Here is a 14,243-nt window from a genome sequence, read left to right on the forward strand (position 1 = left end):
AAGTTTAGAGGGTTAACTATTCGGCGTGTAACCTTAATTCGGGCAATACTTTTTTCATGTTTACATAGTTGTAAGCAATCTTGTCGTCGTTATTAACCTTGCGTAAACCCTCGAGCAGTATCTTGTCGTTAGGTGAGAGGCCCGAGCGTATCTCGTACAAATCGGCCATATCGGCACCTATGGTTATTTCGCGGGCGTGTACACGGTTGGCGTTGTCAACCACATAAACGTATTTCTTTTCCAGTACCTCAAAAGTGGCTTTTTGCGGAATGATAAGTGCACCTTTAAGCGGTACGGTCATTTCCACGTTGCCGGTTTCGCCGTGGCGCAAAAGGCCTTCGGGGTTAGGGAAAGTGGCCCTGAACGGAATGTTACCGGTTTCGTTATCAAAATCGGCCTCAATGGTTTCAACCACGCCGGGGTGTTTAAATATCTGGTGGTTGGCCATTAACAGGTTAACGGTTTGTTTCTTTTGATCACCCAGCATTTTGTAGTCCAGGTATTCGGCCTCGGGTACATTGTAGTAAACCCACATCTGGCTGTTATCGCTTAGGGTCGTAAGCAGGTCACCTTCATCAAGCAAACTACCTATACGTACCTGCAGGCGGTCAATGTAACCATCAAAAGGGGCTCTTATTTCGGTGAACTGGTAATGCACGCTCATTAATGAGAGCTCGGCTTTGGCTTTGTTCAATTTAGCTTTAGCCATGGCTAACTCGTTAGGAGCCACAATGTTGCTGTCACGCAGCTTTTTGGTGTTTTGATATTCTATCTGGGTCAGATCCACCTCGGCTTTGGCCTTTTCAATTTCGGCACCATAAAGCTTAGGCATGATCTGGAAAAGCAGCTGACCCTTTTTTACATAGGCACCTTCGTCTACATAGCTTTTTTGCAGGTAACCACGTTCCTGGGCGCGTAGTTCAATGTGCCGTATGGAGCGCACCTGGCACACATATTCATTTACAATGGACGTGTCCATTTTTAACGGACTGGTAACCAATAGCTTGGTTTCTTCTTCTTTTTGTTGTTCTTTTTGTTTACAGCTGGTATGGCATAACATTATGCACAAACCTGTAACCACGAATAAATACTTCATGAATAGTTATTATATATTAACCGGAAAGGATTGATTGCTTTTTGAGCGGTAATGATTATACAGGAATGCGCAAATTCCTGTTGAATAATCATCGTATCATGAATTCAATAGAAAACATGAAAAGGCGGACAAACAGAAAGTTTACCGCATAAAGAAGAATAAAATATCAGATGCGGAATACGCTGATAGAGCGATATAGCTTATTGGAAGTAGTGTACCTGGGGAAACGGTTAAGATTATAGCCTGTTTTAAGGTAGTGGCCATTAATGGCAGCTACACGAGTGTAAAAGAAATGGCAAGCGAAGTTATCGCGCTCGGCAATTTTTTTGTGCGATGAAGACTCGTTGCTGTCGTCTTTAAACTCCTCATCGGGAAGATTATGATGATTTTTGTGTTTGTGACGACCGGTAAGTTTGGTAATATTTGAGCCGTTTGCCTTATCTTTTTTAAGAGAAGTTTGGGCAAAAATGTAGCTGTCCTGTAGCGAGTTAGCTGATAAGGCAAGGTCGCAAAACAGGATAAAACTAAGCGGCAGAAATATTCTAACTAACCATTTCATTTTCCGGGATAAATATATGCAAAAAATTAAATTGAATAATATTTAACGTAAATGTTACAATTTTGGCATTTTTAAAGTAGATAATGTGAAATATTACTATTTATCAGGATGTTAAAATTATATATAACATATGCTAATATAAACTAATACACATTCAGTGCAAATTACTTATTTGCAAACCGGTAAGTTTGATGTGTAACTTGCAACCCTAAACGGCATATAAAGCGTGGTTATTGCATCTAATCTATCATTTAATCTATAAATCATTTGAAAATTCATGTTCAGTTTAAAAAATAAAGCGGCAGTAATAACAGGCGGCGGCAGCGGAATTGGTAAAGCCATTTCCAAATTATTTGCCAAACAAGGTGCTATTGTACACATTATCGAACTTAATGCCGATGCTGCCCAACAAACTATCAAAGAAATTAAAGCCGTAGGCGGCGAAGCATTTGCACACAGTGGCAATGTTACCGATCAGCAGCAAATTGTTAGTGTGTTTAACGAGATAAGCAAAATTGATATACTGGTTAACAACGCCGGCATAGCCCACGTAGGCAATGTTGAAAAAACTGCCGAGGCTGATTTTGAACGGGTATACAGCGTAAATGTTAAAGGTGCCTATAATTGCTTTTATGCGGCCATCCCGATTATGAAAGCCAATGGCGGCGGGGCTATTGTAAGCATGGCTTCCATTGCATCATCGGTTGGTATTGCTGATAGGTTTGCCTACAGTATGAGTAAAGGCGCCATACACGCCATGAGCATGTCAATTGCGCGCGATTATTTGCATGATAACATCCGTAGCAACAGCATTTCGCCGGCACGGGTGCATACCCCGTTTGTGGATGGATTTATATCCAAAAACTACCCTGGTAAAGAAGAAGAAATGTTTGACAAGCTATCCAAAAGCCAACCCATAGGCCGTATGGCTAAGCCCGATGAAATTGCCACCCTGGCATTATACCTGTGTTCGGAAGAAGCCGGATTTATCACCGGATCTGATTATGCGATTGATGGCGGGTTTATCAGGTTAAATAATTAATCGCCAGTTTAATTAATTAATGCTCTTTAGGGCATTTTTTCGGGCGTTAATTAATAAATAGTTAATTGTAAATATTCATATATCGCACTAAATATTCTGTTTATATTTAGTGTGATATTATGAACACACCAACCTTATCATTTTGGCACTCAGCCAATATCAAGAGATATTTATGTCTCGCTGTAATCTGTCTCTCTTTCTTTGCACCACAATTAGTTAAAGCTCAAAGCTGGCAAGCTGTAGGGGAAGATGAAAACAACCAGCCTATTTTCTCTTCTACAGGGAATGTATCCATGGTCACAGGGCCTGATCATAAGCAATATCTTGCTTTTATTGATGGTTCGACAAACAAAGCATCAGTACGTAGATATAATGGTACAAGCTGGGAGCAGGTAGGGCAAAGAATTATATCTGATTCGGTTATAACCAAAGTTAGTATTGCATTTGAAGGCAACACGCCCTACTTAGCTTATGCCGGCAACGAACTTGGCGTAAAAAAATTTAACGGAAGTAATTGGGTTAGCGTGGGCAGTGAGGTTATAACCGGCGGTGCCTCTATGTTAGCGCTAAACGTAGTTAACCAAATTCCTTATATTCTTTATCGAAAAAACAACCGTGATATTGTTTTTAAAATGTTTGAAAACGGAGCTTTTGTAACCATCTCTGCATCGGGTGTTATGCGTAATAGCAATTACTATAATCCTACTTATAATTCATTTGCCTTTGATGGAACAACTCCATATATAGCCTACAAAGATGAAAGTAACTATTTTTCGTATGTGAAGAAGTTTAATGGTGCTGAATGGGTAGATGTTGGTTCTTTCAATGAGTTTGAGGCATCTGCTGTGATGCAGATAAGCATAAATAAGGGAATACCATATATTGCATATCGAAGCAGTTCAAATAAAGCTACAGTAAAATATTTTAGCGGTAATAAATGGAATTTTTTGGGCGAAAGGGAGTTTACCGAGAATAGGGTAAGTACAATGGTACTTGGGTTTGATGATGATACTCCTTATTTATTAAGTCAGGGTGGATATTTGTCATACAAAGCATTTATTTATAAGTATACTGGTGGCAGGTGGCAACAAATAGGTTCATCATTAAAGTCAGATGAGCAATCAGATGCGTCGGTTTTAGCACTTGCATTTGATAACGGAACACCCTATACATTTTGCCAGGACGGAAGCGCTGGAGGAAATGTGGTGCGCAAATACAATGGCACCGATTGGGAGGTATTAGCAAGTAAGGGATTTTCATTGGGTTCTGCTATTATACTTGATGTAAAAACAGATAAAAATAACACTCCATATGTGCTTTATAATGATTACACCAATTCGTACAAATGTACATTAGTTAAATACAATGGTTCTGTATGGGAAGTTGTTGGGCAACCAGGTTTCACAACTGTTGGAAATGTAAATATAGCCACACTTGGGTTTTCTGCCGACAATTATCCAATGGTTGTTTACAGAGGCTCGGGCACTACTGAAGAAAAAGTTTTTTTAAGTAAATTTAACGGTGCTACGTGGCTAAATGATAATACTTCGACTCTTACATTACCATCCAATGCCTACTATTCTGTATTTTCCTTTGACGGAAGTACTCCATGTGTTTTATATCCAGATTCTTATGATAAGAAACTTACCCTTAAAAGGTTTAACGCATCGGCTTGGACTGTTTGGGGGGCAACGGCCTTTACAGATGCTTATGCTTCAGAAGCTGAACTCAAGATTCAAAATGGTATACCATACGTTGCATACCGGGATGAGTATGGCTTAAAGCTAACGGTGATGGCATTATTATGGAACCAGTGGTCGCGTTTGGGTAACGTTATGGAAACCCAAAGGGATGCCGATATGATAAGCTTGGCTGTGGGTACTGATGGTGTGGCCTACATATCAAGGGCTGGATGGCAGAACACAAAGCTATCGGTATTAAAGCTTGTTAATGGAAATTGGACGCTGTTAGGCTCTGCGTTCAATTCAAGTTCGCCTACCAACAAGCCATCACTTTTTATATCATCGGCCAACCAGCCTGTTGTAAGTTTCAAAGATGCCGGTGTAACTGGCCGTGCAAGCAGTTATCGATTTGACGGTGCCAACTGGCTTCCAATTGGTTCTCGTGGATATTCGGCCTACGAAACTATGCCTTATACTTTTGTTTATAACAATAAACTACATGCTGTATATGCTATAAACAAACTATATCACCAATTTTTTAACGGCGATTTTATTGAGAGCCGGCCTTCAACCGCAGCAAGCAATGTGAAAGTAAATACATTATCAGCTAATGAAGCTGGCATTAGCTGGAAAAACGGAAGCGGGGCCGCAAGAGCTGTTTTTGTATCAACTTATGACTCGGGCACAATAACATTACCCGACGGAATTGAATATACCGCTAACGCTGAATATGGGATGGGCTCGAAGGCACAAAACAGTAGCTGGTATTGTGTATATAACGGCACTGATACTACGGTGACTGTAAAAAAACTAAGCTTAGGTACACACTATAAAGTTGCAGTATTTGAATATAACGGGAGTGGAACCGAAATCAAGTACACCTCTCCTGTGCTGTCAATGACTAAAGATTTTACGACGCTGGCGAGGCCAATTACCATTGCCGAAGGACAATGGACTTGGGCAAGCGGAACGCAAGGATTCCATTCAAACGGTAGCCCGGGTTTAAAGGAGGTAAGCGCGCCTTCAAATGAACCCAAGGCCAGGTTTGGGGGTATGAACTGGAAAGATAAAAATGGAGATTTCTGGATAATGGGTGGTTATGGTCTTTACGATTTTGGCCAACGTAACGATTTGTGGAAATATACCACCCAAACCGGTGAATGGGTATGGATGAGTGGCGAAGTGACTATAAATCCGGGTGCCTCGTATGGTACTAAAGGCGTGGCCGCCGCATCTAATGTGCCGGGTGGCAGGCAGGATGCTTTAACCTGGACGGATGCTAACGGTGATTTGTGGCTTTTTGGTGGATTTGGGTTTACTACTCCCGATAAAATTGGCTACTTAAATGATCTTTGGAAATACAGCACTGCAACTGGTTTGTGGACTTGGGTAGGTGGTTCAGATCAAATTAACCAATATGCTACTTACGGAGGTAAGGGAATAGAAAATGCCGGAAATTATCCCGGGTCCAGAAGGCAAAGCGTAACCTGGGTTGATAACAATGGGAACTTTTGGCTGATGGGAGGAGCTGGATACGCAGTTACCGGGACATTTGGCGAATTGAATGATCTTTGGAAATACAATTCACTTACCAACCAATGGACGTGGATGTCGGGCAACAATGTTATATATAGTAAAGGTGTTTACGGAACAAAGGGTGTGCCATCTGCCGACAACTACCCTGGGGGCAGGGCTGATGCAGTTGGTTGGACAGATGGGCAGGGAAACCTTTGGCTGATGGGTGGTATTGCTTATTTGAGTAATAATAACGGGGGCTTTGCAAACGATCTTTGGAAATATAACATTGCCACCAATCAATGGACATGGATGTCGGGTGGTAATATTGGGGGCGAAATATCCAATTACGGAACTCAGGGTGTGCCATCGGCATCAAACATGCCGGGTTCAAGATATCAGGCTAGCGCATGGACTGATAATAACGGAAATTTTTGGCTCATGGGTGGCAGTGGGCATAACCAATATGGAATTTTAGACAATTACAATGAAATGTGGGTTTACTCACCTGCAACCAATATGTGGACCTGGATAGACGGTAGTACATACCAGGGCCAGCGGGGAGTATACGGTACCAAAGGACAAGCTGCACCAGCTAACCGGCCTGGCACTCGCCGGGATGCACTTACCTGGACTGATAAAAATAATAATCTTTGGTTGTTTGGCGGATCAGGTATGGGTGGAATGGGAACAGGTAATGCAGAAAATGGCACGCTGAACGATTTATGGGTTTATCAACCACCTGAATTGCCATGGGTAAAACCGGCATTAACCAGCCTTACACCCGATAAGGGGAAGTTATCACCCGGGTTTTCAGCAGATAGTATTAATTATACTGTAAAGCTGCCCTTAGGCTCAAAAGCTATACGTTTTACACCAACGGCTCCTAATAGTGCTACTATTAAAATACAAAATAACATCATTCAAAGCGGAAGTTTGTCTGATAGTATAGCCTTAACAAACGGCGATAATATAATACCTGTTGTTGTAAGTATCGGTAATGAAAGTTTATCCTATAAGGTTACAGTTAAGGTAGGCCGTTATGCAGCTCAACTCGCCTTAAGCCTTTCACCAAAAACTTACGGCGATACTGCTTATGATCCCGGAGCTACCAGCGATAACTCCAAAACACCTATTGTTTATACTTCAAGTAACAACCAGGTAGCACAAATTGTAAATGGAAAAGTGAAAATTATAAGAGATGGCACGGTACGTATAACGGCATCGCAACCTGCAGGTAATGGTTATGATGCTGCCGTGCCTGTTTCACAAATTCTTACCGTTAACAAGGCTCAATTAGTAGTTAAAGCCAAAGATAAAAACCGTATTTACGGAACAGCCAATGGTACTTTAACCTTTATATACACCGGTTTTGTGAACGGCGATACACCTGCTAAACTCACTGGCGGGCTACCGGTTGCCAGTGTTAATGCAAATGCCTCATCTCCGGTGGGAACTTACATAATTACACCAGTAGTAAAGCTATCAGGTTTTTATGAATTAATAACCGAGCCCGGTGTATTAACCATAACCAAGGCTCCGCTTACGGTTACAACTACGGCTGCAACTCGTTTTTATGGTGCTGTTAACCCGGCAATTACTTTTAAGTATACTGGTTTTGTTAATAATGATGGCGTAAGTAAACTTACCATAAAACCTATGGCTAAAATTCAGGCTAATCAGTTATCGTTACCCGGAAAATATGTAGTTACTGTTGATGGAGGCGTAGCGCAGAACTACGAGTTTACCTATGTGCCGGGCACAATTACCATCAAACAAAGCTAACTTGTTTATCACCGCCAAGAGTAGGATTACAACTTATGGTGCAGCTTTTCCATCGCTTTCATTAGCTTATAGCGGTTTTGTAAACGGCGAAAAGGCCGAGCAGGCATTTGATAACATTCCTATGGTAAATACAACCGCTACACCAGCTTCTCCTGCAGGTAATTATCCTATTACTGTTTTGGGTGGTGCTTCTTCAAAATACGTGTTGCGTTATACTAATGGAACCTTTACCATTAACAAAGCGGTATTACAGGTTACAGCACGTAACCAAACCCGAGAGCAATATCAAGCTAATCCGGAATTTACTTTGAAATATAGTGGCTTTGTAAACGGCGACACCGAAACTATGTTGCGTACTATACCTGCAGGGAGCACCAGTGCTACAATAAATTCAGCAGTTGGACAGTATGCTATCCATGTATCGGGAGGGTACTCGCCGTTTTACACTTTTAATTATACTCCAGCGGTACTTACAATTACAAAGGCTACTTCATCATCGTTTGCCCGTACATCATCACTACAAAATGATGTTGTGGTGCACCCTGCAGTATCACCAAACGGCGATGGCCAAAATGATTACTTGCAAATAGACAATATTGAGAAGTATACTGATAACGAAGTGATGATATTAACAAGCTCAGGTACATTAGTGTACAAGGCTAAGGGATATGATAACTACAACAATCGCTTCGATGGTTACTCTTCGGGCGGGAGGATTAAGCAACAGCCTGGCAATTATATGTATGTAATAAATTATTATGATAACGGCGAACAGAAAAGAGTAACAGGCTATCTCATGATAAAGTAACTATAAATAACAAAGCCCTCAATTTGGAGGGCTTTGTTATTTAATTAAGCGGTTAAATACTTATTTAAATGTGCTAATAGTACCACATCCAGTCCATATACATCAGGCCTGAATTGCAGGGTTCCGTTCTCATCGGCCCAGCAAGTTACATAGGTAAGATATACAGGAACTTTTTTGGATAAGTCAACGTTTTTAGGCTCCGCGCTCCCTGAAGCCATGTCATTTTTAATAGTTTCATATTTTGTACCATCTCCAAATAGGGCATGAGCTAAATCGAGCGGACGTTCAACCCGCACACAGCCGTGGCTAACGGCACGCATAGGTTTATTAAAGGCCAGTTTGGCAGGAGTATCGTGCAAGTAAACGCTGCTACTGTTTTTAAATAAAAACTTGATTTTGCCCAATGCATTATCATCTCCTGGGCGCTGTTTAAACTCATAATCATTTGGACCGGCCGATGACCAGTCGATCGTTTCGCTATCTTCTATCTCTTTGCCATTTTTGTAAACAGCCATGTTGTGATTCGATAAATAGTAGGGGTCTTGCGCAGCCGCAACCATAATTTCTTTGGTTGCAATACTTTTAGGAATGTTCCATACCGGGTTTACCTGTGCGGTATAAATGGCGCTGTTGAGTTGAGGCGTTTCGCGCGAAAAAGGACGGTCAACTTTATCACTTTCGTCGTACTCGGTTAAATCGGCAGAGCGGTCAATATTACGGCCTTCGCCCACACAAACCTTCATATTCATTACTGATTTTCCGCCTTCCATTACATCCAAACGATAATCGGGGATGTTTACTATTACATATTTATCAGCGGTAGGTTTGTTTTTCCAGCGCAGGCGTTCCAAATTCACTTTCAGCATTCGCTCAGTTTCCTCGGCGGTTTGGCCAGGTACTTGTACGTTTGCTGCCAAGGCTTTTTGAAGGGCAATGTACTGTGGGTTTTTAGGCTGAACGCTGTCTAAAAAACTTTTCATATCGGCAATCGCAAACACCTTTTTCATCGAGGTGCTGTCTGGGCGTTTAGTTTCGGTATAGTAACGCGCATATATTTTACGCGGACTAATTAAGCCGTACTGCAGGGAGTTGGTGTAGTTAATTAATGAATTTGCCAGTGCCACTTCTAAACGAGCCATAGTTTCATAGGCTTCTTCGGTAGTTTTAATAGCATCTTTGCTGTAAAATTTATCTACCAGGCTGTTTACTTCATCGGCCTGGAAGATTTTAGGGTTAAGACCATGCTCACCTGATTTTTTAAGATAAGTAGCAAGCGTTTTCAGGTCTTCACCCTTCATGTGGTCGAGTACCAGTACCGGGTCATAACCATTGTCCTTATAAAAAGTGGTTATTAAAACCGGGTTTTTAAGGCCCGATTTTTTTTCGGCTAATATTTTTTGAAACACAGGTTGAAAGCCCTCTTCAGTAACTTTATTAAAAGCCTTGTTTTTATTAACATCGTAAATGGTTTGAGCCATATCTGAACGTTTGGTATGTTTACAGCTTTCAAACGTCAGGAGCAATATTGCGCACATGCCTAACATCAGGCCATGCCAATAGCTTTTAAAATTGATTTTGTTGAGTAATATCATAGGTAGATTATATTTGATTTTGCTATGCAATACCTGTACCAATCACCTTTGTGGCTCTAAACGGTTGTTTAACCATCTACATGATCTCAGATGTTAGATTAAAATGATACGATGTTGTATAGTTTAGCATAATTTTACGCTATGGCTAATTCAAAACCCGAAGTATGGCTGAGAGGGCCACTGCCCAATATACCGGCATTATTGCAACCGGTAGCGCATGCGCTTTTACAAGCCCGCGAAGAACTGTTTGAGTTGATGCAAGATTTTTCTGAGAATCATTTATGGCAAAAGCCGGCCAATCTGGCTTCACCCGCATTTCATTTACAGCACCTCACCGGGGTTTTGAACCGCTTATTTACCTATGCCCGTGCCGAGGCATTGAATGTTGAGCAATTAACCTATTTAGCAGGTGAAGGCAACCCGCCATCTGCTAATTACAGCGTGCAAACTTTGGTCGAAACTTTCAGTAATGAAATTGATGCTGCCCTTAACCAGTTAAGCAAAGAAGACGAAAGTCGGCTAACCGAAATTAGGGGAGTGGGTCGTGCTCAAATACCATCAACCGTAATTGGCCTGTATACTCACGCTGCCGAACACACCATGAGACATTTAGGTCAATTACTGGTTACGGTTAAAATTTTAAAGGCGGGTTATTAATTGCCGTAGCTATCAATAATGCTTTGCAATGCGGCAAAGTTGTTAATATGATGGTCGGCCACTTTATTCGAGTAATCGCTATTACGGTCGTACAACACGGTAGGTATGCCCAGTTGTAATGCCGCTTTGATTTCCGATTCAGGATCGTCACCTATCACCAGCACTTCGTGAGGCTTTAAGGCATGTTTTAGCAAGATGTCCTGAAATACTTCTTTTTTAGTGTCTTTGCTTAGTTCCGGGTCATTAATATGAATTTCGGTAAAATCGTCGCCTATATTCAGCTGTTTTACTTTGCTGTTTTGCATATTGGTAAAACCCATGGTAACTAAAAACTTAGCTAATGGCAATTGTCTTACATGCTCATAATCGGCAAACGTGTTCATTGGCTTATCATAAGTCAAGTTGCTTAGTAATTCGTTGCCTTTTTTTATAAGTTCGGGGCTAAGTCTGTTTTCATCGGCTACTTTTTGCCAGGCCCTACGCATAATTTGCTTTTTAATTTCGCGCATTACGTCTTCGGCAACCTCTGCTTTATGTTCATTAAGCAGTTGTTGCAACGGCTCAAACAGCTCATTGCCAATTGAACTAACCGGGTAAATAGTATTATCTAAATCGAGTATCAAGGCCTTAATCATAAAATACAAACCACAAATTTTGAAGCATGTTTTATTTGAGCGGCTAACTTATAGCTTGTAGCCGCTCAAATTTGGTTAAATGTTTACTTGTAAAGGTTTTGTGCGCCTGCTAAACCTATTGTAATACAGAACTGTAAACCCACCGGCCGAAACGATGCTGATCACACCCAACGCCCACCATAAAAAAGTATAGCCGTTGTAATCAACCAAAAAGCTACCCAAAGCCGGGGCCGCAATTTGAGCGGTAGACCACGCCATGCTGTACAAACCTGCATATTGCCCTGTATTACTTTCGTTCGCACGCGAAATCCAGAACGCATTCATAAATGGCATGCTCATGATTTCGCCTATGGTTAAAAAAACAATTATCATAAACCCGGTAAACCCTGTGCCTGGTAATAGGTTGGTTAAGGCAAAGCCAAAGCCCATAAGCAATACCCCCAGCGGAATATAAACAAGTGGGTGCCGCCTGCCATCTATTTTATGCACCAGCACCATTTCAATTGCAATAATTAGTAAGCCGTTTATTGACATGAGCATACCAATAAAACGCTCGGTGTAGTGCCAGTGTGTTTTAAAGAACACCGGTTGCAGCGTAAAAAACTGGAAAAAGCAGGTTGCAAACAAGGCCGTAAATACCAGGAAAAGTAGATACACACCATCTTTATAGGCTGATGCCGTTACGGCAGCTTGTTGAGCTTTGTGCAATACCTTTTTTACCGCACCCGTGCGCGGCATAAGTTTTAAAAGTAAAAAGGCCGAAAATATATTGGTAAAACCATCAACCCAAAACAAAAGGTGGTAATTTACAGATGCTATAAAACCGCCCACGGCACCGCCAACAGCCCAACCCAGGTTAACAGCTAAGCGGTTGAGCGAGTAGGAGCGGGTGCGTGTTTCGGGAGTACTGTAATGTGCAACTGCTGTTGAGTTTGCCGGCCTGAAGGCATCATTACAAACACTCAAAATAAAGCTGGTAAGGCAAACCGACCATAAGCTTTGCTGAAAACCCAGTATCAGAAAAATTAAGCCACCGCTTAGTAGCGCACCAAACTGTACATCATAAAAGCCATATTTATCGGTTATTTTTCCACCCAAAAATGCGCCCGCTAATGAGCCTAAGCCAAACATCGACATAACTATACCTGCCTGTGCAATAGTAAAGTGCAGGTGCTGGGTGCAGTAAATGGTCATGAAAGGGAGTACCATAGTGCCGCTGCGGTTTACCAGCAAAACCAGCGACAGGTACCAACTACTTCGGGCCAGGCCGCTGTAGGCGGCTTTGTAAAGGTTAATAGTATAGTTAAACATTTGTGTAATATTTAGGAATAAAATCTTTGAATTTGTGTTTGAAAAAAACCTTGTAAAATAAAAAACCACTGCTTTGATTATCAAGCAGTGGTTTCTGTTACTTAAGGTGTATCTGTAATATTTAGATACGCTTTATGTCGGCACCCAGTGCTATTAATCGTTCGTCAATGTGTTGGTAGCCACGCTCAATTTGCTCAATGTTGTAAATAGTTGATTTGCCCTGAGCTGATAGCGCTGCAATTAACAATGACACTCCCGCGCGAATGTCGGGCGAGGTCATGGATATACCGCGTAACTTGACCTGGTTATCTAAGCCAATAACCGTAGCGCGATGCGGATCGCACAGAATAATTTGCGCGCCCATATCCAGCAGTTTATCAACAAAGAACAGGCGGCTCTCAAACATTTTTTGATGTATTAATACTGAACCTTTTGCTTGTGTAGCTACTACTAATACAATGCTGATCAAATCGGGCGTAAAGCCAGGCCAGGGCGAATCGGCAATGGTCATGATCGAGCCATCAATAAAGCTTTCAATTTCGTAATGGTCCTGCGATGGTATGAAAATGTCATCACCACGCAGCTCCAGTTTTATACCCAGGCGTCTAAACGTATCAGGTATTATGCCTAACTCTTTATACTGAACATTTTTAATGGTAATTTCAGAACCGGTCATGGCAGCCAAGCCAATGAAAGAACCAATTTCGATCATATCGGGCAGCATACGGTGTTCGGTACCATGCAATTCGGTTACACCTTCAATAGTAAGCAGGTTTGAGCCTATGCCGGTAATTTTAGCGCCCATACGGTTAAGCATTTTGCAAAGCTGTTGCAGGTAAGGCTCACAAGCGGCATTGTAAATAGTAGTAATGCCTTTAGCCAATACAGCAGCCATAACAATGTTAGCTGTACCGGTAACCGATGCTTCGTCAAGCAAAATGTAAGTACCTTTAAGGTCTGATGCATCTACTTTAAAAAAACCGTCTTCGGGGTTATAATCAAAACGGGCACCTAATTTTTCGAAACCCAGGAAGTGGGTATCTAACCTGCGGCGGCCAATTTTGTCACCACCCGGTTTAGGAATTGATGCTTTACCAAAACGTGCCAGTAACGGGCCAACGATCATGATAGAGCCACGTAAGCTGCCACCTTTTGATTTAAATTCGTCTGAGTGGAAAAACTCAAGATCAATTTCGCTGGCTTCAAAAGTATAAGTATCAGGAGCAAGGCGTTCAACCTTAACGCCCATATCTCCAAGCAATTCAATTAGCTTGTTAACATCTTTAATATCAGGTATATTGCTGATGGTAATTTTTTCGCCGGTTAACAGCACAGCCGAAAGTATTTGCAAAGCCTCATTTTTAGCGCCCTGCGGAGTAATTTCGCCTTTAAGTTTTTTACCACCTACAATTTCAAAAGCATTTTTCATATAAAATTCAATATAGTGTATAACAGCACACTATTGCCGGTTGATTTGTTTGCAAAGATGTTTAAAAGAGAGGCAAGAAACAAGAGGCTCTTTAAAAGAGAAGCAAGAATCAAGAGACAAAAACCAAGACTT

10 protein-coding genes are annotated in these 14,243 nt (G+C 41.5%); 4 read left to right on the forward strand and 6 right to left on the reverse strand.

Going from position 1 to position 14,243, the window contains the following annotated elements; genetic code table 11:
* Positions 1–16: 16 nt before the first annotated feature.
* Together QE417_RS22635 and QE417_RS22640 are read right to left on the reverse strand one after the other, a co-directional pair.
* A complete protein-coding gene (locus tag QE417_RS22635; RefSeq protein ID WP_311954105.1) occupies positions 17–1,096 on the reverse strand; it encodes an efflux RND transporter periplasmic adaptor subunit in 1,080 nt (359 codons plus the stop codon).
* 166 nt (positions 1,097–1,262) lie between these two features.
* Entirely contained in the window at positions 1,263–1,655 is a 393-nt protein-coding gene (locus QE417_RS22640) for a hypothetical protein (protein WP_311954108.1), read from the reverse strand.
* A gap of 277 nt (positions 1,656–1,932) precedes the next feature.
* On the opposite strand from QE417_RS22640, the gene QE417_RS22645 reads away from it, so the two are divergent.
* From QE417_RS22645 to QE417_RS22655, 3 genes are all read left to right on the forward strand, one after another.
* Positions 1,933–2,697: an SDR family NAD(P)-dependent oxidoreductase gene (locus QE417_RS22645; RefSeq protein WP_311954111.1), complete on the forward strand. Its 765-nt coding sequence runs from the start codon at positions 1,933–1,935 to the stop codon at positions 2,695–2,697.
* Positions 2,698–2,990: 293 nt separating this feature from the next.
* A complete protein-coding gene (locus tag QE417_RS22650; protein WP_311954112.1) occupies positions 2,991–7,679 on the forward strand; it encodes an MBG domain-containing protein in 4,689 nt (1,562 codons plus the stop codon).
* A gap of 1 nt (position 7,680) precedes the next feature.
* Positions 7,681–8,487: an MBG domain-containing protein gene (locus QE417_RS22655; protein WP_311954113.1), complete on the forward strand. Its 807-nt coding sequence runs from the start codon at positions 7,681–7,683 to the stop codon at positions 8,485–8,487.
* 44 nt (positions 8,488–8,531) lie between these two features.
* Here the strand turns inward: QE417_RS22655 and QE417_RS22660 are convergent, their stop codons facing one another.
* Positions 8,532–10,079: a L,D-transpeptidase family protein gene (locus tag QE417_RS22660; protein ID WP_311954115.1), complete on the reverse strand. Its 1,548-nt coding sequence runs from the start codon at positions 10,077–10,079 to the stop codon at positions 8,532–8,534.
* A 141-nt stretch (positions 10,080–10,220) separates the two neighbouring features.
* Between QE417_RS22660 and QE417_RS22665 the strand changes: the two genes are divergently transcribed.
* Positions 10,221–10,736 (forward strand): DinB family protein, encoded by a 516-nt coding sequence (locus tag QE417_RS22665; protein WP_311954116.1) that lies wholly within the window; start codon positions 10,221–10,223, stop codon positions 10,734–10,736.
* On the opposite strand, the gene QE417_RS22670 is transcribed toward QE417_RS22665, so the two are convergent.
* The 3 genes from QE417_RS22670 to murA all read right to left on the reverse strand — a co-directional run bounded on the left by QE417_RS22670 (position 10,733) and on the right by murA (position 14,111).
* A complete protein-coding gene (locus tag QE417_RS22670; RefSeq protein WP_311954119.1) occupies positions 10,733–11,371 on the reverse strand; it encodes an HAD family hydrolase in 639 nt (212 codons plus the stop codon). The two genes, QE417_RS22665 and QE417_RS22670, sit on opposite strands and share 4 nt — an antisense overlap.
* Before the next feature lie 75 nt (positions 11,372–11,446).
* Positions 11,447–12,682, reverse strand: coding sequence for an MFS transporter (locus tag QE417_RS22675; protein ID WP_311954122.1), 1,236 nt, complete (start codon positions 12,680–12,682; stop codon positions 11,447–11,449).
* 121 nt (positions 12,683–12,803) lie between these two features.
* Positions 12,804–14,111: a UDP-N-acetylglucosamine 1-carboxyvinyltransferase gene (gene murA / locus QE417_RS22680; protein ID WP_311954124.1), complete on the reverse strand. Its 1,308-nt coding sequence runs from the start codon at positions 14,109–14,111 to the stop codon at positions 12,804–12,806.
* Positions 14,112–14,243: the final 132 nt, after the last annotated feature.

Origin of the sequence: Mucilaginibacter terrae, from assembly GCF_031951985.1 — a bacterium.
Lineage (GTDB): Bacteria > Bacteroidota > Bacteroidia > Sphingobacteriales > Sphingobacteriaceae > Mucilaginibacter > Mucilaginibacter terrae_A.

What these genes read in the sequence shown, in the direction of transcription:
- QE417_RS22635 (WP_311954105.1), bottom strand. Translation starts at nt 1,096, where the DNA reads ATGAAGTATTTATTCGTGGTTACAGGTTTGTGCATAATGTTATGCCAT.
- QE417_RS22640 (WP_311954108.1), bottom strand. Translation starts at nt 1,655, where the DNA reads ATGAAATGGTTAGTTAGAATATTTCTGCCGCTTAGTTTTATCCTGTTT.
- QE417_RS22645 (WP_311954111.1), top strand. Translation starts at nt 1,933, where the DNA reads ATGTTCAGTTTAAAAAATAAAGCGGCAGTAATAACAGGCGGCGGCAGC.
- QE417_RS22650 (WP_311954112.1), top strand. Translation starts at nt 2,991, where the DNA reads ATGGTCACAGGGCCTGATCATAAGCAATATCTTGCTTTTATTGATGGT.
- QE417_RS22660 (WP_311954115.1), bottom strand. Translation starts at nt 10,079, where the DNA reads ATGATATTACTCAACAAAATCAATTTTAAAAGCTATTGGCATGGCCTG.
- QE417_RS22665 (WP_311954116.1), top strand. Translation starts at nt 10,221, where the DNA reads ATGGCTAATTCAAAACCCGAAGTATGGCTGAGAGGGCCACTGCCCAAT.
- QE417_RS22670 (WP_311954119.1), bottom strand. Translation starts at nt 11,371, where the DNA reads ATGATTAAGGCCTTGATACTCGATTTAGATAATACTATTTACCCGGTT.
- QE417_RS22675 (WP_311954122.1), bottom strand. Translation starts at nt 12,682, where the DNA reads ATGTTTAACTATACTATTAACCTTTACAAAGCCGCCTACAGCGGCCTG.
- murA (WP_311954124.1), bottom strand. Translation starts at nt 14,111, where the DNA reads ATGAAAAATGCTTTTGAAATTGTAGGTGGTAAAAAACTTAAAGGCGAA.